Source organism: Amycolatopsis thermalba, from assembly GCF_023376025.1.
Classification (GTDB): Bacteria; Actinomycetota; Actinomycetes; order Mycobacteriales; family Pseudonocardiaceae; genus Amycolatopsis_E; species Amycolatopsis_E thermalba.
The window spans coordinates 7,253,021-7,272,049 of sequence record NZ_CP091196.1 but is presented as its reverse complement, the minus strand read 5'-3'; the positions used below and the strand labels follow the sequence as shown (position 1 = coordinate 7,272,049).

Genomic DNA, 19,029 nt, shown 5'->3' with positions numbered 1-19,029 from the left:
GGCGGCGGCAGTGACGACCTCTACCGAGGCGAAGCGCGACGCGCGGTTCTTCGGGCACCCGATCGGTCTCGCGAACCTGTTCGGCGTCGAGATGTGGGAACGCTTCTCGTACTACGGGATGCTCGGCATCCTGCCGATCTACCTCTACTACTCGGTCGCCGAGGGCGGCCTCGCGATGCCGGAGGCCACCGCCACCAGCATCGTCGGGGCCTACGGCGGTCTGGTGTACCTGTCCACGATCGTGGGCGCGTGGGTCGCCGACCGCCTGCTGAGCTCCGAGCGCACGCTGTTCTACAGCGCGGTGCTCATCATGATCGGCCACATCAGCCTGGCGCTGCTGCCCGGTTTCCTCGGGATCGGCGTCGGCCTGGCCTGCGTCGCGGTCGGCAGCGGCGGGCTGAAGGGCAACGCGACCGCGGTCGTCGGCACGCTCTACGGCGAGCAGGACCCGCGGCGCGACTCCGGCTTCACGATCTTCTACATGGGCGTCAACCTGGGCGCGTTCATCGGCCCGCTGCTCACCGGGCTCGCGCAGAGCGAGGTCGGGTTCCACCTCGGGTTCGGCCTGGCCGCGATCGGCATGGCCATCGGCCTGACCCAGTACACGATCTTCCGGCGCAACCTGCCCGACACCGCCCGCGAGGTCCCGAACCCGCTGCCGGCGCGGCGGCGGCCCGCGGTCGGCGGCGTGCTGGTGGTGCTGGTCGGCGTCATCGTGCTGGCCGTGCTGACCGGGATCGTCACCGCGGCGAACCTGTCCGACGTGGTCGTGTGGATCGTCGGCATCGCGTCGGTGGGGTACTTCGCGGTGATCCTGACCAGCCGCAAGATCACCGCCATCGAGCGGCGGCGGGTGCTGGCGTTCATCCCGATGTTCATCGCGAGCGCCGCGTTCTGGTCGCTGTACCAGCAGCAGTTCACCGTGGTCGCGGTGTACTCGGACCAGCGGCTGGACCGTGACCTGTTCGGCTGGGAGATGCCGGTGAGCTGGGTGCAGTCGATCAACCCGGTGTTCATCCTGCTGCTCGCGCCGGTGATGGCCGCGATCTGGATCAAGCTGGGCGAGCGCCAGCCGTCGACGCCGATCAAGTTCGCGCTCGGCACGTCGGTGATGGGGGCGGCGTTCCTGCTGTTCCTGTTCTTCGCCGGCGGCACCGGGAACAGCACGCCGCTGCTCGCGCTGGCCGGGATCCTGGTGGTGTTCACGGTCGCGGAGCTGATGCTGTCCCCGGTGGGGCTGTCCCTGTCGACGAAGCTGGCGCCGGACGCGTTCCGCACGCAGATGGTCGCGCTGAACTTCCTGTCGGTCTCGCTGGGCACCGCGCTGTCCGGCTCGCTGGCCGAGTACTACGGCACCGACCACGAGGCCGCGTACTTCGGCGTCGTCGGCGGAGCGGCCATCGCGATCGGTGTGGTGCTGGCGCTGATCAGCCCCTTCGTGCGGAAGCTGATGTCCGGCGTGCGCTAGCCCGCGGTGATGCCGAACAGTGCGCCGACGTAGTAGGTGACCAGCATCGTCAGCGCGCCGACCCCCACGTTGCGGATCACCGCGCGGCGCACACCGGCGTTGCCGAGGCGGGCGCTGGTGTACCCGGTCAGCGCCAGGCCCACGACGACGGCGATGGCGCACGTCCACACCCGCCAGGAGGTCGGCGGCAGCGCGATCGCCAGCAGCGGGATGAGCGCGCCGAGGGAGAACGACACGAACGACGCCCACGCGGCCTGCCACGGGCTGGTCAGGTCATCCGGGTCGATGCCGAGTTCGGCTTCGGCGTGGGCCGCGAGGGCGTCCTTCTCCGACAGTTCGCGGGCCACCCGCTCGGCCAGTTCGCGGGACAGGCCCTTGTCCTCGTAGATGTCGGCGAGTTCTCGTTCCTCGGCCTCCGGCATGGTCTTCAGTTCTTGTTTCTCGAGCTTGAGCGCGGCCTGTTCGGTATCGCGCTGGGTGCTCACCGAAACGTATTCCCCGCCGGCCATGGAAAGCGCGCCGGCGACCAGTCCGGCTATTCCGGCCATCAGAATGGCGCCGTGGTCGGTGGTCGCCCCGGCGACCCCGACGACGAGCCCGGCGACGGACACGATCCCGTCGTTGGCCCCGAGAACCCCGGCGCGCAGCCAGTTCAGCCGGCTGCCCAGGCTCTCGTGGTGGGGTTCGTGCGCGTGGGCCGCAGCGGCGTCCTTCGTCTCGGTCACGTCATTATTGAAGCATCCCGCGGCGAATTTCCCGCATTAGCTGAGACTTACCTAAATCTCCGCGGAACCCTCGCGGTAAATCTTCGCGGCCGCGATCCGCCCGTCGCGGAAACGGTAGAAACCGGCGATCGCGAAGGTGTGCTCGGTGCCGTCGGCGGTGAGCGTCTCGGTGAGCTGCGCCGCGGCCTGGTCACCCGAAGCGATGACGTTGTCGATCGTCAGCGTCGGCAGGAGCCCGCGCATCGCGCCCTCGAACAGGTCGGCCAGTTCCGCGCTGCCGCGGACGGTCGTGGTGCCGGTGATCCAGGTGGCGTCGTGGGTGAACCCGGTGAGCAGGGCGGCGAGGTCGCGTTCGTTGAACGCCCGCACGTGCGCGTCCAGCGCGGACAGGACATCGGTCACGTGTGGATCTTGGCAGGTGCGCACGCGGAGGAAAAGTCCGGCCGCCGGTGTCGAGATCCGGTGAACGGCTCCGTCCCCGGTGCGAACGCGGCCAGAATGGGTCGCATCACAGCGAGGAGTGGACGATGGCGAAGTACCTCTTTCTCAAGCACTACCGCGGCGCTCCGGCTTCGGTGAACGACGTGCCGATGGCGCAGTGGACGCCGGAGGAGATCTCGGCGCACGTGCGGTACATGAACGATTTCGCCAAGCGGCTGGAGGAGACCGGCGAGTACGTCGACAGCCAGGCGCTGGCCCCGGACGGCACCTGGGTGCGGTACGACGGGGAGGGGCGGCCGCCGGTGACCGATGGTCCGTTCCCCGAGACGAAGGACCTGATCGCCGGGTGGATGGTGGTCGACGTGGACAGCTACGAGCGGGCGGTCGAGCTGGCCGGTGAGCTGTCGGCGGCGCCGGGGGCGGGCGGGAAGCCGATCCACGAGTGGCTGGAGGTGCGCCCGTTCCTCGGGAACCAGCCCACTGTGACGGAGTGACCGCACCGATGGACGAGGCGCTGCTGCGGAGCCTCACCCCGAAGGTGCTCGGGATCCTCGTCCGCCGCGGAGCCGGTTTCGCGGCGGCCGAGGACGCCGTGCAGGAGGCACTGGTCGAGGCGGTCCGGGTGTGGCCGTCCGACCCGCCGCGGGATCCGCAGGGCTGGCTGGTCACGGTGGCCTGGCGCAAGTTCCTCGACGCCACCCGCGCGGACGCCGCCCGCCGCCGCCGGGAGGAGCTCGTCGACGAGGAACCCGAGCCCGGGCCGGCGCCCGCGGTGGACGACACCCTTCAGCTCTACTTCCTGTGCGCGCACCCGTCGCTGACGCCGTCGTCCGCGGTGGCGCTCACGTTGCGGGCGGTGGGCGGGTTGACCACGCGGCAGATCGCCCAGGCCTACCTGGTGCCGGAGGCGACGATGGCGCAGCGCATCAGCCGTGCCAAGCGCACGGTGTCCGGTGTGCGGTTCGACCGGCCCGGCGACGTCGGCACCGTGTTGCGCGTGCTGTACCTGGTGTTCAACGAGGGGTATTCCGGAGACGTCGACCTGGCGGCCGAGGCGATCCGGCTGACCCGCCGGCTCGCGGCGGCGATCGACCACTCCGAGGTGGCGGGGCTGCTGGCGCTCATGCTGATCCACCACGCCCGCCGCGCGAGCCGGACCGCGCCCGACGGCAGCCTGGTGCCGCTCGCCGAGCAGGACCGGAGCCGGTGGGACACGCGGTCGATCGCGGAGGGGGTCGAGATCCTGCAGGCGGCGCTGGCCCGCGACCAGCTCGGTGAGTTCCAGGCGCAGGCCGCGATCGCCGCCCTGCACGCCGACGCGCGCACCGCGGAGGAGACGGACTGGCCGCAGATCGTCGAGTGGTACGACGAGCTCGTGCGGCTGACCGACAGCCCGGTGGTACGCCTGAACCGAGCGGTGGCAGTGGGCGAGGCGGACGGCCCCCGCGCGGGGCTGGCGGAACTCGAGACGCTCGACTCGGGCCTGCCCAGGTACGCCGCGGTGGCCGCCCACCTGCACGAACGCAACGGCGACCTGGCGACGGCGGCCCACTTGTACGCCGAGGCCGCGGCGAAGGCACCAAACCTCGCCGAGCGGGACCACCTCACACGACAAGCCGCACGAATCAACGCCCAGCTGCGAGGGTGACCCCGACGCCCCGGCGCGCCCCTACCCGCGCCGGGACGCGCTGGGACCTGGCTCGCCCATGCTCTCTGAGCGTGCCCGCTTCGCGGGCGCAGCAGCCTCTGCCGGGTCGTGGCCTGCGGCACCCTGCGGCTTCTACCCGCGCCGGGTGTCAGGCCTCCAGTTGCGCCCCGGGCGTGCCCGCTTCGCGGGCGCAGCAGCCTCTGCCGGGTCGTGGCCTGCGGCACCCTGCGGCTTCTACCCGCGCCGGGTGTCAGGCCTCCAGTTGCGCCCCGGGCGTGCCCGCTTCGCGGGCGCAGCAGCCTCTGCCGGGTCGTGGCCTGCGGCACCCTGCGGCTTCTACCCGCGCCGGGTGTCAGGCCTCCAGTTGCGCCCCGGGCGTGCCCGCTTCGCGGGCGCAGCAGCCTCTGCCGGGTCATGGCCTGCGGCACCCTGCGGCCTCTACCCGCGCCGGGTGTCAGGCCTCCAGTTGCGCCCCGGGCGTGCCCGCTTCGCGGGCATAGCAGCCTCTGCCGGGTCATGGCCTGCGGCAACCCTGCGGCCTCTACCCGCGCCGGGTGCCAGGCCTCCAGTTGCGCCCCGGGCGTGCCCACTTCGCGGGCATAGCAGCCTCTGCCGGGTCATGGCCTGCGGCAACCCTGCGGCCTCTACCTTCGCCGGGTGTCAGGCCTCCAGTTGCGCCCCGGGCGTGCCCGTTCGCGGGCATAGCAGCCCCTGCCGGGTCGTGGCCTCCGGCACCCTGCGGCTTCTACCCGCGCCGGGTGTCAGGCCTCCAGTTGCGCCCCGGGCATGCCCGTTACGCGGGCGCAGCAGGGCCTGCCGGGCGATGGCCTCCGGTAATCCGCGCCTCTACCCACGCCGGGACCCGTCCGGCCCCCCGGCCATGCCGGCCGTGCAAGCGCTGCAGCCCCTGCCGGGTGGTTGCCTTCGGCGACTGCCGTGCCTCCACCCGCGCTGGGCGCCGGTACCCCAGCCCTGGCCCTGCGCCCACAGCCCCACTCGATTCAGCCGATCGCCTCGGGCAGTCGGCGCACCTGGTAACCGGCCTCGATGGTGTTTCCGGTCGCCGGGTCGCCCAGCTCCACCCGCCATTCGGCGGCGAACTGGTTCACCCCCGGCACCATCGGGATGGTCCCGGAGATCAGCACGACCCCCGGCTCGTACAGCCCGCGCTCCCGCAGCACGTCCAGCCAGTGCTGCGGCGTCAGCAGCTCCGCGAGCGTGCCGTCCTGGATCAGCTGTCCGTCGGCCCATCCGCGCAGCGTCAGCGAGTCCAGCCGGTCCGCCACGTCGTCCAGCCGCCACGCCTTGCGGCCCAGCACGTCCGGCGCCGCGTTCTTGCTCCACGCCACACCGTGCACCTCCAGCTCCCGGTCGGTGTGGTCGCAGGCCACCGTGAGCAGCACCCCCTCCGCGGTGATCACCAGCGCCCACTCCGCCTCCCCCGAGGTGCGGTCGTGCTGGACGGGCACCTCGTCGGTCTGGGCGGCCAGGTACGGGGCGACCGGGTACAGCGCCGGCGTGACCTTCGGCGCCGGGACGCCCAGCTCCGCCAGCTCCGCGACGTGCGCCGCGACGTCGGCCTGGTCGCGGCCCGCGTACCCGGCGTTGAGCAGCGTCGTGACCGGCGTGGTCACCGTCGTGCCGTCGGGCAGGTCGAAGCTCAGCGTCGGCATGTCGTCCTCCGTAAAGTCGGGTAACCCAGTTCTTACCTGCGGGGGCTTGCGCATGCAGGTTGTATACAACGAGTATTACCGCAACGTGGCACCCAAGAGATCGGGATGTGAGCAATGACCTCGGTAACGCCGACCGTGGACAGGGCATCGCTGCGGCGTGCCTTCCTGGCGAGCCTGTCCGGCACCTCGCTGGAGTGGTACGACTTCGCGGCCTACTCGGTCGCCGCCGCCACCGTGTTCGGCCACCAGTTCTTCCCGGCAGGCGATCCGCTGGTCAGCACGATGGCCGCGTTCTCCACCTACGCCGTCGGCTACCTCTCCCGCCCCCTCGGCGGCTTCGTCTTCGGCCGCCTCGGTGACGTGCTCGGCCGCAAGCGCGTGCTGGTGATCACCCTGCTGCTCACCGGCATCGCCACCTTCCTCATCGGTGTCCTCCCCACCCACGCCTCGATCGGTGGCACCGCCGCGGTCCTGCTGGTGCTGCTGCGCTTCGCCCAGGGTGTCGGCATCGGCGGCGAATGGGGCGGCGCGGTGCTGCTGTCCAGCGAGTTCGGCGATCCGAAGAAGCGCGGGTTCTGGGCGTCGGCGGCCCAGGTCGGACCACCCGCGGGCAACCTGCTCGCCAACGGTGTCCTGGCCCTGCTCGCCCTGCTGCTGACCGAGGCGCAGTTCGACTCGTGGGGCTGGCGCGTGGCGTTCCTGCTCTCCGCCGTGCTCGTCGCGTTCGGCCTGTGGATCCGGCTCAAGCTGGAGGAGACCCCGGTCTTCAAACGCATCGCGGAGAGCGGCGAGCGGCCCAGCGCGCCGATCTCCGAGGTCTTCAAGCACGAGCGCCGCGCCCTGGTGGCCGCGATCTTCGTCCGCGTCTGCCCGGACGTGCTGTACGCGTTGTTCACCGTCTTCGTCCTGACCTACATGACCCAGGAGCTGGGCATGTCCCGCAGCCAGGGCCTGACCGCGGTCATGATCGGTTCCGCTGGCCAGCTCGTCCTGATGCCGGCCTTCGGCGCGCTGTCGGACCGGGTGAACCGCCGCAAGCTCTACCTCTTCGCGACCATCGCCGCGGCGATCTGGCCGTTCGTGTTCTTCCCGCTGGTCTCCGGCCGCTCGTTCGGCCTGCTGCTGGTCGGGATCGTGATCGCGCTCGTCATCCACGCCGCGCTGTACGGCCCGCAGGCCGCGCTGATCACCGAGCAGTTCTCCGAGCGCCTGCGCTACACCGGCAGCTCGCTGGCCTACACGCTCGCCGGGGTGATCGGCGGGGCCGTCGCGCCGCTGCTGTTCACCTCGCTGCTGGCCGGTTTCGACAGCTGGCTGGCGCTCGCGCTGTACGTGGTGGTGACCGCGGTCGTCACCATCATCGGTCTTGCGCTGGCGCGGGCGGCCCGCGACGAGACTCAGGTGGTCGTCAGCTGATGCTTCAGGGTCCGGGCGTGGTGGTCGTCGATGGCGGCCAGCGCCGCCTCGACCTCGCGGTTGGCCAGTGCGGTCACGATGGCCTGGTGCTCGCGGCAGACCTCCGCGTGCCGGGTCCCCGACCGCCGCAGCGCGACGAGCCCGGCACGGACCTGCCGGGCTCGCAGCGCGGTGTAGGTCCGGCTCAGCATCGCGTTGCCGGCCGCCTCGACGAGCAGGGTGTGGAAGTGCGTGTCGAGTTCGATGAACTCCTTGGCCGACGCCGGGTCGTCACAGCGCTCCTGCTGCTCGAGGACCTTCTGCATGGCCCGCCACGGCACGGTCCCGGCCGCCATCACCCGCTCGGCCGCGAACCGTTCGAGCAGCCCGCGCAGCTCGACGAGGTCCCGCAGGTCGCGCCCGGTCAGCGGGGCGATGTAGGCGCCCCGGTTGGGCACGAGCTGCACCATCTCCTCGGCCGCGAGCTGCAGCAGCGCCTCCCGCACCGGCGTGCGTGAGACGCCGACGTGCTCGGCGATCTCCTGTTCGCTGATGAACGTGCCCTCGGCGTCGGGGTCGGCCAGCACGGTGCTCTTCAGGTAGTCGTAGGCCTTGGCCCGCCCGGACAGGGCGGGCTTGCTCGTCGCCGGCATCCGGGCTCCCTCCATACACGTTGTATACAGATGGTACGCGGAAAGTGGCCGGACCGAAAAGAACGCCGGGGCGGATGCCTGATCGATGACATCCGCCCCGGCGAGTCCTGGTCGCCGCGGGCGACCGCGGGAACGGCCGAGGTCAGCCGTCGAGTTCGGCCAGTGCCTGCTTGGCCTGCTCCAGCTCGGCCTCGAGCGCGGCGACCTTGGCCTTCTGCTGCTCGACGGCGGCGTTGATCACCTCGTCGATCGGGATGGACAGGTCCTCGTGCAGTTCCTTGGCCGCGCGGGACACGGCCGAGGCCGGGATCTTCAGTCCCTGTGCGACCCACTTGGAGCCGTGCTTGAGCTCGGCCTGCCACTCGCCGTCGGCGGTGCCGGTGACGGTGAGCGTGAGCTCGACGGTGCGGGTCTTCTTCGCCGCGGTGCCCTTCGGGCGGCCGCGCTTGGGCTTGGCCTCCTCCGTCTCGGTGGACGCGGAGGCGGGAGCGGGAGCGGCCGCGGAGTCGTCCGCGACCGGAGCCGGCGCGACGGGAGTTTCCTGCTCCTGCGGGGTGGTCGTGGTGTCCAAGCTCATCGGTGCTGCGGTCTCCCTCTCGTGGGGTCCGGCTACGTCGGCCCGAATTGTAGAACAGGCGTTCGATAGCCGCTCGCTGGGGTCGTGCCCCTGGATTGTCCCGCGCTGCCTGCGCCGGGGTACCCCGGGGCGTCGCGCCGCAACGGGTGTCGATACTCTGCGATCCTCACCCAGCAGGGTGAGGAAGCGATGTCGCTCGATAGGGGCTTGCTGACGTGGGCGTTACGTATCTCTACCCGATCGGGTGTATCTCGTTTTTCGCGCGACCTCGGCAAACGCAACATTTGCCCTGCTCTCCCTAGTTCGCCCCCGTCACCCGGAGGTTTGATCACCTAGGGGGGTCCTGATAGCAATAAGGCCCAAGGCGCAGTTGCGGTGCCGCATGTCTTCGGGGGAGACCGCCTTGGTGAATTCTTGTCCGATGTAGGTCCTCAAGGATTGTGGTAATGCCCATGACGTGCAGCTCGCGCGTGCAGAACGGATCTGCGCGCCGCGGCCGGCTCCCGGTCCGGCTCCTCGCCGTGGCCGGAGTCTCGACCCTGGCTCTGCTGACCGGAGCTTGCTCCAGTGGCGACGAGGGCGGCGTGAAGCCGGCCGCCGTGAGCCAGGAAGATCTGACCCAGCTGCCGGAGGCGACCACGTTCGCCACGGTCGCGAACGCCCCGCTCGACCCGCAGCCCTCCGGCGGCGCGACGGCGGGCCGCGTAATCCACCCCAAGGCCGACATGGTCGTGTACGACTCCGTTGGCGGCAAAGCGATCGCGAAGCTGCCGTCCATCCAAATGGGATCGCCGACCTGGGTACCGGTGATCGCGGAGCAGGGCGACTGGGCGCAGATCCTGCTGCCCACCCGGCCCAACGCCGCGTCCGGCTGGGTCCACCTCAGCGACGGCGCCGCCGAATCCGCCCAGAACGACTACGTGGTCAACGTGGACCGTGCGGCGTTCAGCCTGGAGATCCTGGAGAGCGGCAAGTCGATCGGCAAGTGGACGATCGGCATCGGCAAGCCCGAACACCCGACCCCGGCGGGGCGTGCTTACATCATCGCCTCGATCGAGGAAACGAAGAACACCTACAGCCCGATCGTCCTGCCGCTGAGCTACCACTCCGATTCGCTGGAGACCTTCGGCGGCGGCCCGGGCACGGTGGGCCTGCACACCTGGCCCAACAACAGCTTCGCCGGCCAGGCGAACAGTGACGGCTGCATCCGGGTCCCCTCGGAGGCGCTCGACGAACTGGTCAAACTGCCGCTCGGCACGATCGTGAACATCACGTGACGGCCTGAGCTTCTTCGCCACCTCGCCGGTGGCCGGAATGCGTCACGGGGGGCCACCGGCGAATTCATCCCGCATTTCCATTTCACGAAAGGGAATTCCTTGTCCAGAAAGAAGGCTGTGGCCGGCGGCGTCGGCGTGCTCGCGACCGCGCTCGCCACCTCGGTGCTGCTCGCGCCCGCCGCTGGGGCGACCACCACCACCGCGGACGGCGTCAACTCCGCCTACGCGATCGCCGCCAAGGGCCTCCTCGGCATCGACCCCAGCCCGTACGTCACCGACGAGAAGGGCTTCGAGCAGAAGTCGCTCGCCACGCTGAACGTGCCGGGCCTGGCGCAGGTGAAGCTGCTCAACGCGTCGGCCGGTGCCGGCCAGGCGCGCGCCAGCGTCGCCGACGTCAACGTCGGTCTCGGCGTCGGCAAGCCGCTGCTGACCGCGACCGCCATCGAGGCGGAGTGCGAGGCCGGCAAGGGCAACTCCTCGCTCGCCAAGGCGAAGCTCGGTGACGTCACCCTCGACGTCAACGCGCCGACCAACACCACGGTCGCCGTGCCGGGCCTGCTCTCGGTCGTGCTGAACAAGCAGACCAAGAAGGACGACGGCTCGATCACCGTCACCGCGATCTCGATCAAGATCGACAACCTGCAGACGCTGGACATCGCGTCGGTCACCTGCGCGCCGGGCGACGACGACAACGGCGGCGAGACCCCGACCACCGCGCCGACCAAGACCAGCACCTCGAAGCCGGGCACCAGCACCCCGACCTCGACGAAGACCAGCTCCGGTGGCGGCGCCGGCTCGGGTGCGGGCGACAAGCCCGACGCCAACGGCAAGGCCCCGCGGCCGACCCCGGTGAAGGCCCACCTGGACGTCACCGGCTGATCCGGCTCTTCCTCGGGTTCCCACGACAAGGGGCCTGCACCGGCAACCGGTGCAGGCCCCTTTGTTTATGCGTCAGTCCTCCGACTTGCCGGACTGCAGGCCGCTGGAGATCAGCTCCATCACGCTGGAGTCGGCCAGCGTGGTGACGTCGCCGATCTGGCGGTTCTCGGCCACGTCCCGCAGCAGGCGCCGCATGATCTTGCCGGAGCGGGTCTTCGGCAGCTCGGGCACGACCATGATCTGCCGCGGCTTGGCGATCGGGCCGATCTCCTTGGCGACGTGGTTGCGCAGCTCCTGCACGGCCTCGTCCCCGCCCTCGGCGGCCGAGCCGCGCAGGATCACGAACGCGACGATGCCCTGCCCGGTCGTCGGGTCGGACGCGCCGACCACCGCCGCCTCGGCCACGGTCGGGTGCGAGACCAGCGCCGACTCGACCTCGGTGGTGGAGATGCGGTGACCGGAGACGTTCATGACGTCGTCGACCCGGCCGAGCAGCCAGATGTCACCGTCGCTGTCGTACTTGGCGCCGTCACCGGCGAAGTAGTAGCCCTGGTCGGCGAACCGCGACCAGTAGGTGTCGCGGAAACGCTCGTCGTCGCCCCAGATGCCGCGCAGCATCGACGGCCACGGCTTGTCCAGCACCAGGTAACCGCCGCCGCCCTTGCCGACCTCGGTCGCGGTGTCGTCCACGACCTTCGCCGAGATGCCGGGCAGCGGGCGCTGCGCCGAGCCGGGCTTGGTCGAGGTGACGCCCGGCAGCGGGGAGATCATGATCGCGCCGGTCTCGGTCTGCCACCAGGTGTCCACGATGGGCGCCTTGCTCGCGCCGATGTGCTCGCGGTACCACATCCACGCCTCGGGGTTGATCGGCTCGCCGACGCTGCCCAGCACGCGGAGGCTGGACAGGTCGTACTTCGCCGGGATGTCCTCGCCCCACTTCATGAACGTGCGGATCAGCGTGGGCGCGGTGTAGTAGATGGAGACCTTGTGGTTCTGGATGATCTCCCAGTGCCTGCCCTCGTGCGGGGTGTTCGGGGTGCCCTCGTAGACCACCTGGGTCGCGCGGTTGGCCAGCGGGCCGTAGACGATGTAGGAGTGGCCGGTGACCCAGCCGATGTCGGCGGTGCACCAGTAGACGTCCTCGCCCGGCTTGTGGTCGAAGACGACGTGGTGGGTGTAGGCGACCTGGGTCAGGTAGCCGCCGGAGGTGTGCAGGATGCCCTTGGGCTTCCCGGTGGTACCGCTGGTGTAGAGGATGAACAGCGGGTGTTCGGAGTCGAAGGCCTCCGGGGTGTGCTCGGCGGACTGGCCGTCGACCAGGTCGTGCCACCACACGTCCCGCTCGCTCATGGGAACGTCTTCGCCGGTGCGGCGCACGACGATGACCTTCTTGACCGACTGGGCGCCGTCGAGGGCCTCGTCCACGTTGGTCTTCATCGGGGCGGCCTTGCCGCGGCGGTACTGCCCGTCGGAGGTGATCACGACCTTGGCTTCGGCGTCGTCCACGCGCGAGCGCAGCGCGGCCGGGGAGAACCCGCCGAAGACCACGGAGTGCATCGCGCCCAGCCGCGCGCAGGCCAGCATCGAGACGATCGCCTCGGGGATCATCGGCAGCTGGATCGCGACCCGGTCGCCGGAGGTGACGCCGAGGGAGGCCAGCGCGTTGGCGGCCTTCGAGACCTCGTCCTTCAGCTGGGCGTAGGTGATGTCGCGGGTGTCGCCCGGCTCGCCGACCCAGTGGATGGCGACCTGCTCACCGTGCCCGGACTCGACGTGCCGGTCGACGCAGTTGTAGGCCACGTTGAGCTTGCCGCCGACGAACCACTTCGCGAAGGGCGCGTTCGACCAGTCCAGTACCTGTGACCACTTGGTGTCCCAGTGCAGCCGCTCCGCCTGCTCGGCCCAGAACGCTTCGCGGTCGGCGTCCGCCTTCTCGTACCAATCGGCCTTCGCGTTGGCCTGCGCCGCGAACTCGTCGCCCGGGGGGAACGTCCGGTTCTCGGTGAGCAGGTTGTCCAGCGCGGGGGACTGCTCTGTCATGGTGCACGGCCTCCTGAAGTCACTCATCTCTGGCTGACGCCGGATGCACGGTAGCGACGTTAGCCCCCGTGACGAAAGAGCGCAGCACCTCACGGCAGGTCTCGTGGCCGTCACCGCACGCGATCGAGCAGTTTCCGCTGTGTCGTGGGCCACTCCTCCGCGAGCAGTGAGTAGACGACCGTGTCGCGGCGGCTGCCGTCCGGGCGGATGCGGTGCGCGCGCAACACGCCCTCCCGGCTGGCGCCGAGCCGTTCGATGGCGCGCTGTGACTGCTCGTTGCGGTGGTCGGTGTGCCAGGTGACCCGCTGCGCGCCGAGCACGTTGAAAGCGCGTTCCAGCAGCAGGAGTTTGGCTTCGGTGTTCAGCGCCGTGCGTTGCCACGGCCTGCCGATCCAGGTGTAGCCGATGGCGAGGGCGCGGTGGCGCGGGACGATCTCGTAGTAGGAGGTCGTGCCGGCGACGCGGCCGGTCGTGGCATCGACCTGGGCCCAGGCGAGGCGGCCGGGCTCGGCGAGGATGTCGTCGATCATGGCCTTGGTGGCGTCGAGGGTGACGGGTTGGCGGAGGCTGAGCCAGCGCCAGACCTCGGGGTCGCGACCGGCTTCGTGCAGGCCCTCGGCGTGTTCCGGGCCGAGCGGTTCGAGGTGGACGTGCTTGCCGTGCAGGGCGGGCCGGTCATGCCAGGTCATGCCGGGGACGCTACGTCTCCCGATTGGACGTCTGCTAGTGCCAGTGCTGGCTTGCTTTCAAGGTCCACTCGGTCGCCTCATATGCTCCCGGTACGCGTCGAAGGAGGTCCGAGTGGCTGAGCGGGAAGAGCTCACCTGGGAGTTGTTCGGTTCGGCCAGCCGGGAGCTCGCCCAGCAGGTCGCGGACAGCGGTTACGAGCCGGACGTGGTCCTGTCCATCGCCCGCGGTGGGCTGTTCGTCGCCGGCGCGCTCGGCTACGCGCTCGACGTGAAGAACCTGCACGTCATGAACGTCGAGTTCTACACCGGCGTCGGCGAGCGGCTGGAGCTGCCGGTGATGCTGCCGCCGGTGCCCAACGCCGTGGACCTGACCGGCGCGAAGGTCCTGGTGGCCGACGACGTCGCCGACACGGGCGCGACGCTCAAGCTGGTGCGCGACTTCTGCGCCGACCACGTCGCGGACGTGCGCTGCGCGGTGGTGTACGAAAAGCCCTGGTCAGAGGTGAAGTGCGAGTACGTGTGGCGCCGCACGGACCGGTGGATCAACTTCGCCTGGTCGAAACAGCCACCGGTAATCCGCCGCGAGGGGCAGGTGCTGGACGCGTGAGTGGCCGGTTGGATGGTGTCGCCGGGGCGGCGGATGCTGGTCGTGTGGTGCCGGGGCTGGATGGTGCCGCCGAGGTGGCGCGGGAGGTGCCGGCGGCATGAGCGACCCACTGGCGCCCCTGCTCGAGCTGGAGGGCGTGGCCGAAGCGGCGAAGAAGGCGCAGGACGCGGTCTTCGCGGTGCACCGGCTCCCGGTGAACCTGCGCGGCGGCTCCGCCACGGCGGCCGAGGCGTCCGTCCGGGCCGCCCGCGCGTCCGCCGCGCTGGACGGCGCGGACCCGGAGATCCCGGCGGACGCCGAGGTGAAGGACCCGATCCTGGCGGGCGCGCTGCGGGTCGCCTCGGCGAGTGAGTCGCTGCTGCCGACGTGGCGCCGCGCCCCGCGACAGGCACTGGCGCGGATGCACGTCCTGGCGGCCGCTGATCTGGTGGGCGACCAGAACGCGCTGGGCCGTCCCGGTCCGGCTGCCGGGGCCCGCCTGGACCTGCTGACGCAGCTGGTCACGGGCGTGACATCGGTGCCGGGCGCGGTGCTGACGGCCGTCGTGCACGGTGAGTTGCTGAGCCTGCGCCCGTTCGGCACGGCGGACGGCGTGCTGGCCCGCGCCGCCGCCCGCCTGACCATGACGGCGACCGGCGTCGACCCGAAGGGCCTGAGCGTGCCCGAGGTGGCGTTCTTCCGCCGAGCGGCCCGGTACGAGGAGGCGGCGGCCGCCTTCGCGACCGGAAGGCCCACCGGAGTCCGCGAGTGGCTCCTCTTCAGCTGCGAAGCGCTCGAAGCAGGCGCCCGAGAGGCCAAGAGCATCGCCGACGCCGCCGGCTGACCCTGACCGCGGTTGCCGCGGCGGCGGGCTGTTCGACGCGGGGACCGGGGCGGTTGGCTGGTCGTCGGCCCGCCCCGGCTGGTGGCTTGCCTGGCGGTGGTTTCCGGGGTGGTGGGCTGTTCGGTGCGCGGGCCGGGGCCGTTGGCCTGCCCCAGATGTCGGCTGATCTGGCTGTGACTGTAGAGGCGCCGGCCTGCTCGGTGCGCGCGGTTGGCCGCCGGCCTGTCCAGGGTGTCCTGGCCGCGGGCTGCCGACGTCTCTGCCGCGCCGTGCGCGAGCCGGTGCCGGTGGCTGCCCACCGGCGGAGGCTGCTGTTCCGCGGCCCACCGGCCCCCGCAATGCCGCAGGCCATCGGCACTGGCCGATCCACGGAGCCGGCACGCGTGGCCGAACAGCTGCCGGCCACGCCCCAGCCAGCCTCACCCACGGGCGCAGTCGCGTGATTCCGGGGACGTGCGACGCTCCCAGCGCACCTCCCCGGGACCGCGCGACCTCAGGTCGTCGCGCAGGCGAGCAGCGCCTCCCGCACGTGCCCGCCGTTCGCGGCCAGCATCGCGGCCGCCGTCGCCGCGTCGACACCGCACAGCAGGTGCACCAGCGCGACCTTCAGGTCACCGTCGGCCTCGGCGAGGGCTTCGGCGGCCTCCCGCTCGTCCGCGCCCGTCGCCTCCATCAGGATCCGCAGGGTCCGGCCGCGCAGCTTCGCGTTGGTCGCCCGCAGGCTGACCATCAGGTTCGAGTACGTCCGGCCGAGCTTGATCATCGTGGCCGTGGAGAACGCGGTCAGCAGGATCTTCTGCGCCGAGCCCGCCTTCATCCGCGTCGACCCCGCGATGACCTCCGGCCCGGTGTCCACCGCGATGAACACGTCGACCCCGGCCGGCCGCACCGCACGCGCGTTGCCCGACACCAGCCCGGTCGACGCGCCGAGCCGCCCGGCCGCCTGCAGCGCGCCCAGCACGAACGGGGTGCGACCGGACGCGGTCAGGCCCAGCACGAAGTCGCCCGCCCGGACCGAAGCCGCCATTTCCGCGGCGCCCGCCGCAGCGTCGTCCTCGGCGTTTTCGACCGCCTCGCGCAGCGCCCGGTCGCCGCCCGCGTGGTGCGCGACGAACCAGTCGGCAGGCACGTTGAACGTCGGCACCAGCTCAGCGGCATCCAGCGTCGCCAGCCGGCCGGACGTGCCCGCGCCGACGTAGTGCACACGATGGCCGGTGCGCAACGCCTCCACCGCGAGATCGACCGCGTCCGCCAGCTGGGGCAGGACCTTGGCGACCGCGTCGGGGACCCGGCGGTCCTCGTCGTTGATCGTGGTCAGGATGCCGAGCGTCGACATCCGGTCGATCTCGGTGGTGCGGGGGTTGCGCTGCTCGGTCGGGGAATCGACGTGGACCACCTGACTGGGCACCGTCATCATGCGTCTCACCGTTTCCTTCGTGCTCACTTTCCGGTCTCTCGCGGACGCCTCCGGCCGTCCGGTCGCACGCCGAGGCGGTGGCCGCCGACGGCGTCGCGAGTGGCTTCCAGCGCGGCGGACGCGCTGTCCATGTGGCGCTGGGCAACCCCGATGAACAGGCAGTCGATGACCGTGAGCTGGGCGATCCGGCTCGCCGTCGCGCCCGAGCGGAAGGTCGTCTCGCGGGCGGCGGTGGTCAGGACGTAGTCGGCGACCTCGGTGATGGGCGAGCGCGGGAAGTTGGTCAGCGCCACGGTGGTCGCGCCGTGCTCGCGGGCCACCCGCAGCGCCTCGACGGTGTCGGTGGTCGCGCCGGTGTGCGAGACGCCGATGGCGACGTCGCCGGCGCCCAGCACCGCGGCCGAGGTCAGCATGATGTGGGTGTCCGACCAGGCGAAGCACACGCGGCCGATGCGGTGCAGCTTCTGCTGCAGGTCGGCGGCGACGAAAGCGCTCGCGCCCACGCCGTAGACGTCGGTCCGGCCGGCGTCGGCGAGCAGGTCGATCACGCGCTGCAGGGTCGCGATGTCGAGCTGCTCAGCGGTTTCCTCGACGGCGCGCGCGTCGGCGAAGCTGACCTTGCCCACCACCGCGGCCAGGTCGTCGTCCACGGCGATCTCGCCACCCAGGTTGCGGGTGGACCGCGCCTCGGAGCGGGCGGTGTCAGCGGCCAGCGCGATGCGCAGCTGCGGGTATCCGCCTACGCCCACGGCCTTGCAGAACCGGGTCACCGTGGTCTCGCTGGTGCTTGCGGCCAGGGCGACCTCGGTGATCGAGCGGCGCGCTACTGCGGACGGGTCATCGAGGACGACCTTGGCTACGCGCTGTTCAGCTCGGGCCAGGCCGGGCAGCAGCGAACGGATCCGGACCAGAGGACTGGTTTCGGACTCGCGAGCGGCCGAACCGATCTCGTTCGGTGCCCGCTCGGTTACGGAATCGGTATCCAGATCCGTGGGAAAGTTACTAACCGTAGGCATTTGAGACAAGGTTACCCACATCCTTAGGGATGATCGCAACTCGTCCGCCCCTGCACGGCCGAGCTGCGGTGACTCAGTTGCCCGGAAAGTCGCCAACTACGTCGTGGTTGTTAACGTCATCAAGTTAACGACTTGGCAACTTCCTGTGGTTCCCGAAACAGCCGGCGATCGTCGGTGGCTCCCGCTCGCGTCTCAGTGATAGGGACTTGCCCGCCTCGATGGTATGACGCGAGTCTGGCCACTTTCACTACCAATGGAGCAGCCGATAGGTAGCTCTGCGTGACGGACGCTGGTGTCCGAAATTCGTTCGTGCTGGTTACTCGCCCACCGCTCGGCTATGCGTGGCGCGTCGCCGGCCGGAAGATCACCTGTCCGGCCGCGGGTAAATCTCCCTACAGCCGGCGCTACATCGCTTCGGCCAGCGCGCTCGCCCACTTCTCTCGGGCCGGGTTGATCGAACCCCAGTTCCGCGTCGGGTGAACGCGGTTGGTCAGCAGGATGGCGAACGACCGCGACACCGGGTCGATGACCAGCGACGTGCCGGTGAAGCCGGTGTGGCCCGCGGTGGTGGGCGAGGACAGCGCACCCATGTAGAACCGCTGGTCCAGCTCGAACCCGAGGCCGTGAGCGTGACCGGGGAACGCCTGGTTGTAGTCGGTCAGCATGTCCCGCACCGTTTCCGGGCGCAGGATCCGGGCGCCGCGGTAGGCGCCGCCGTTGAGGATGGCCTGCGCGAGCACCGCCATGTCCGGCGCCGTCGAGAAGATGCCGGCGTGACCGGAGACTCCGCCGAGCGCCCACGCGTTCTCGTCGTGGACCTGGCCACGGACCACGCCCCGCGGCGGATCCGCCTGGAACTCGGTGGCCGCGATCCGGTCGAGCTTCTCGGCGGGCGGGTTGAACGTCGTATCGGTCATCCCGAGCGGCTGTGTGATCCGGTCCCGCACCACGGCGTCGAGCGGCTGCCCGCTGATCCGCTCGACGAGGAAACCGAGCGTCATCAGGTTGATGTCCGAGTAGAGGTACGTCGACCCTGGCTGGTTCTTCAGCGGGCTGTCGAGCACGGCCTTCCGCCGGGACGGGATGTCCGGGTAGCCCTGCCACAGCGACGGGCGCGGGTCGGCCGCCAAGCCCGAGGTGTGGGTGAGAAGCTGCCGCACGGTAACGGACTCTTTGCCGTTCGCCGCGAACTCGGGCAGGTACTCGGCGACCGGCCGGTCCAGCGCGACCTTGCCGTCCTCGACGAGCTGCATCACCGCGAGCGAGGTGAACAGCTTCGTGATCGAGGCCATGTCGAAGATCGTGTCGGCGCGCATCGGGACCTGCTGTTCGGGCGGCAGCTCCGTGCCCGCGGCGTCGGCGTACCGGAGCGCCCCGCCGGCCGCGGTCTCGGCGACGACCACCCCGTTGTGCCCGAGGATCCCGGCCGCGCCGGAGAAGTGCGGGTGTCCGGTGGCCGGGTCCGGCTTGGTCCAGTCGGCCAGGAACTGCTCGGCGGCCCGCAGGGGCCCGGAATCGAGCCCGACGTCGCCGGGCAGCCCCGGACGCAGCACCGTGTCGGGCGGTGCGAACTCGTACTGCGGGCGGTCGATCCGCCCGGTGTAGGCCTGCTCGGTGATGGTGGTACTCGCTCCGGGAACGGTCAGGGCGGAAACGGTCAGCACCGCCGCGACCAGTAGTTTGCCCGTTCGCATGCCGGCC

The 19,029-nt window shown here is 70.7% G+C and carries 17 protein-coding genes and 1 pseudogene; 8 read left to right on the top strand and 10 right to left on the bottom strand.

The features are described from left to right. Window positions 1-10: 10 nt before the first annotated feature. On the top strand, window positions 11-1,468 hold the full coding sequence (locus tag L1857_RS35210; protein ID WP_094005574.1) for a peptide MFS transporter: 1,458 nt from the start codon (window positions 11-13) through the stop codon (window positions 1,466-1,468). Here the strand turns inward: L1857_RS35210 and L1857_RS35205 are convergent. Beyond that, window positions 1,465-2,193 (bottom strand): VIT1/CCC1 transporter family protein, encoded by a 729-nt coding sequence (locus L1857_RS35205; RefSeq protein ID WP_094005575.1) that lies wholly within the window; start codon window positions 2,191-2,193, stop codon window positions 1,465-1,467. The two genes, L1857_RS35210 and L1857_RS35205, sit on opposite strands and share 4 nt — an antisense overlap. Before the next feature lie 51 nt (window positions 2,194-2,244). Next, complete coding sequence (locus L1857_RS35200) at window positions 2,245-2,595, bottom strand: nuclear transport factor 2 family protein (RefSeq protein WP_116110185.1); 351 nt, start codon at window positions 2,593-2,595, stop codon at window positions 2,245-2,247. Between the two features lie 125 nt (window positions 2,596-2,720). Here L1857_RS35200 and L1857_RS35195 point away from each other — a divergent pair, with 125 nt between their 5' ends. Continuing rightward, window positions 2,721-3,128: a YciI family protein gene (locus L1857_RS35195; RefSeq protein WP_116110186.1), complete on the top strand. Its 408-nt coding sequence runs from the start codon at window positions 2,721-2,723 to the stop codon at window positions 3,126-3,128. Between the two features lie 8 nt (window positions 3,129-3,136). Beyond that, entirely contained in the window at window positions 3,137-4,282 is a 1,146-nt protein-coding gene (locus L1857_RS35190) for an RNA polymerase sigma factor (protein WP_116110187.1), read from the top strand. A 1,001-nt stretch (window positions 4,283-5,283) separates the two neighbouring features. Here the strand turns inward: L1857_RS35190 and L1857_RS35185 are convergent. Next, window positions 5,284-5,955, bottom strand: coding sequence for a DUF2848 domain-containing protein (locus L1857_RS35185; protein ID WP_094005579.1), 672 nt, complete (start codon window positions 5,953-5,955; stop codon window positions 5,284-5,286). Window positions 5,956-6,069: 114 nt separating this feature from the next. Here L1857_RS35185 and L1857_RS35180 point away from each other — a divergent pair, with 114 nt between their 5' ends. After that, entirely contained in the window at window positions 6,070-7,371 is a 1,302-nt protein-coding gene (locus L1857_RS35180; protein ID WP_094005580.1) for an MFS transporter, read from the top strand. Here L1857_RS35180 and L1857_RS35175 read toward each other — a convergent pair. Together L1857_RS35175 and L1857_RS35170 are read right to left on the bottom strand one after the other, a co-directional pair. After that, complete coding sequence (locus L1857_RS35175) at window positions 7,353-8,003, bottom strand: GntR family transcriptional regulator (protein ID WP_116110188.1); 651 nt, start codon at window positions 8,001-8,003, stop codon at window positions 7,353-7,355. The two genes, L1857_RS35180 and L1857_RS35175, sit on opposite strands and share 19 nt — an antisense overlap. Before the next feature lie 142 nt (window positions 8,004-8,145). Beyond that, window positions 8,146-8,580 carry a DUF6319 family protein gene (locus tag L1857_RS35170; protein WP_094005582.1) on the bottom strand — a complete coding sequence of 145 codons (435 nt, stop codon included), beginning with the start codon at window positions 8,578-8,580 and terminating at the stop codon, window positions 8,146-8,148. 446 nt (window positions 8,581-9,026) lie between these two features. Between L1857_RS35170 and L1857_RS35165 the strand changes: the two genes are divergently transcribed. Beyond that, the gene (locus L1857_RS35165; protein ID WP_094005583.1) at window positions 9,027-9,857 is read left to right on the top strand and encodes a L,D-transpeptidase; all 831 of its coding nucleotides are present in this window, start codon (window positions 9,027-9,029) and stop codon (window positions 9,855-9,857) included. Between the two features lie 99 nt (window positions 9,858-9,956). Beyond that, the gene (locus L1857_RS35160; protein WP_233157273.1) at window positions 9,957-10,736 is read left to right on the top strand and encodes a choice-of-anchor P family protein; all 780 of its coding nucleotides are present in this window, start codon (window positions 9,957-9,959) and stop codon (window positions 10,734-10,736) included. 72 nt (window positions 10,737-10,808) lie between these two features. On the opposite strand, the gene acs is transcribed toward L1857_RS35160, so the two are convergent. Beyond that, window positions 10,809-12,776 (bottom strand): acetate--CoA ligase, encoded by a 1,968-nt coding sequence (gene acs, locus L1857_RS35155; protein WP_116110189.1) that lies wholly within the window; start codon window positions 12,774-12,776, stop codon window positions 10,809-10,811. 110 nt (window positions 12,777-12,886) lie between these two features. After that, window positions 12,887-13,465 (bottom strand): GNAT family N-acetyltransferase, encoded by a 579-nt coding sequence (locus tag L1857_RS35150; RefSeq protein ID WP_116110190.1) that lies wholly within the window; start codon window positions 13,463-13,465, stop codon window positions 12,887-12,889. A 112-nt stretch (window positions 13,466-13,577) separates the two neighbouring features. Between L1857_RS35150 and L1857_RS35145 the strand changes: the two genes are divergently transcribed. Both L1857_RS35145 and L1857_RS35140 read left to right on the top strand, forming a co-directional pair. Further along, window positions 13,578-14,072 carry a phosphoribosyltransferase gene (locus L1857_RS35145; protein ID WP_116110191.1) on the top strand — a complete coding sequence of 165 codons (495 nt, stop codon included), beginning with the start codon at window positions 13,578-13,580 and terminating at the stop codon, window positions 14,070-14,072. A 97-nt stretch (window positions 14,073-14,169) separates the two neighbouring features. Next, on the top strand, window positions 14,170-14,895 hold the full coding sequence (locus L1857_RS35140; RefSeq protein WP_094005588.1) for an oxidoreductase: 726 nt from the start codon (window positions 14,170-14,172) through the stop codon (window positions 14,893-14,895). Between the two features lie 493 nt (window positions 14,896-15,388). Here L1857_RS35140 and L1857_RS35135 read toward each other — a convergent pair whose 3' ends face one another. The 3 genes and pseudogenes from L1857_RS35135 to L1857_RS35125 all read right to left on the bottom strand — a co-directional run. Continuing rightward, on the bottom strand, window positions 15,389-16,312 hold the full coding sequence (locus L1857_RS35135; RefSeq protein ID WP_094005589.1) for an N-acetylmuramic acid 6-phosphate etherase: 924 nt from the start codon (window positions 16,310-16,312) through the stop codon (window positions 15,389-15,391). Window positions 16,313-16,335: 23 nt separating this feature from the next. After that, a complete protein-coding gene (locus L1857_RS35130) occupies window positions 16,336-17,328 on the bottom strand; it encodes a MurR/RpiR family transcriptional regulator (protein ID WP_205413206.1) in 993 nt (330 codons plus the stop codon). Window positions 17,329-17,735: 407 nt separating this feature from the next. Further along, window positions 17,736-19,022 (bottom strand): annotated as a pseudogene (locus tag L1857_RS35125) (serine hydrolase domain-containing protein); the annotation flags it as partial. Window positions 19,023-19,029: the final 7 nt, after the last annotated feature.

What these genes read in the sequence shown, in the direction of transcription:
- L1857_RS35195 (WP_116110186.1), top strand. Translation starts at nt 2,721, where the DNA reads ATGGCGAAGTACCTCTTTCTCAAGCACTACCGCGGCGCTCCGGCTTCG.
- L1857_RS35190 (WP_116110187.1), top strand. Translation starts at nt 3,137, where the DNA reads ATGGACGAGGCGCTGCTGCGGAGCCTCACCCCGAAGGTGCTCGGGATC.
- L1857_RS35185 (WP_094005579.1), bottom strand. Translation starts at nt 5,955, where the DNA reads ATGCCGACGCTGAGCTTCGACCTGCCCGACGGCACGACGGTGACCACG.
- L1857_RS35180 (WP_094005580.1), top strand. Translation starts at nt 6,070, where the DNA reads ATGACCTCGGTAACGCCGACCGTGGACAGGGCATCGCTGCGGCGTGCC.
- L1857_RS35175 (WP_116110188.1), bottom strand. Translation starts at nt 8,003, where the DNA reads ATGCCGGCGACGAGCAAGCCCGCCCTGTCCGGGCGGGCCAAGGCCTAC.
- L1857_RS35170 (WP_094005582.1), bottom strand. Translation starts at nt 8,580, where the DNA reads ATGAGCTTGGACACCACGACCACCCCGCAGGAGCAGGAAACTCCCGTC.
- L1857_RS35165 (WP_094005583.1), top strand. Translation starts at nt 9,027, where the DNA reads ATGCCCATGACGTGCAGCTCGCGCGTGCAGAACGGATCTGCGCGCCGC.
- acs (WP_116110189.1), bottom strand. Translation starts at nt 12,776, where the DNA reads ATGACAGAGCAGTCCCCCGCGCTGGACAACCTGCTCACCGAGAACCGG.
- L1857_RS35150 (WP_116110190.1), bottom strand. Translation starts at nt 13,465, where the DNA reads ATGACCTGGCATGACCGGCCCGCCCTGCACGGCAAGCACGTCCACCTC.
- L1857_RS35140 (WP_094005588.1), top strand. Translation starts at nt 14,170, where the DNA reads ATGAGCGACCCACTGGCGCCCCTGCTCGAGCTGGAGGGCGTGGCCGAA.
- L1857_RS35135 (WP_094005589.1), bottom strand. Translation starts at nt 16,312, where the DNA reads ATGATGACGGTGCCCAGTCAGGTGGTCCACGTCGATTCCCCGACCGAG.
- L1857_RS35130 (WP_205413206.1), bottom strand. Translation starts at nt 17,328, where the DNA reads ATGCCTACGGTTAGTAACTTTCCCACGGATCTGGATACCGATTCCGTA.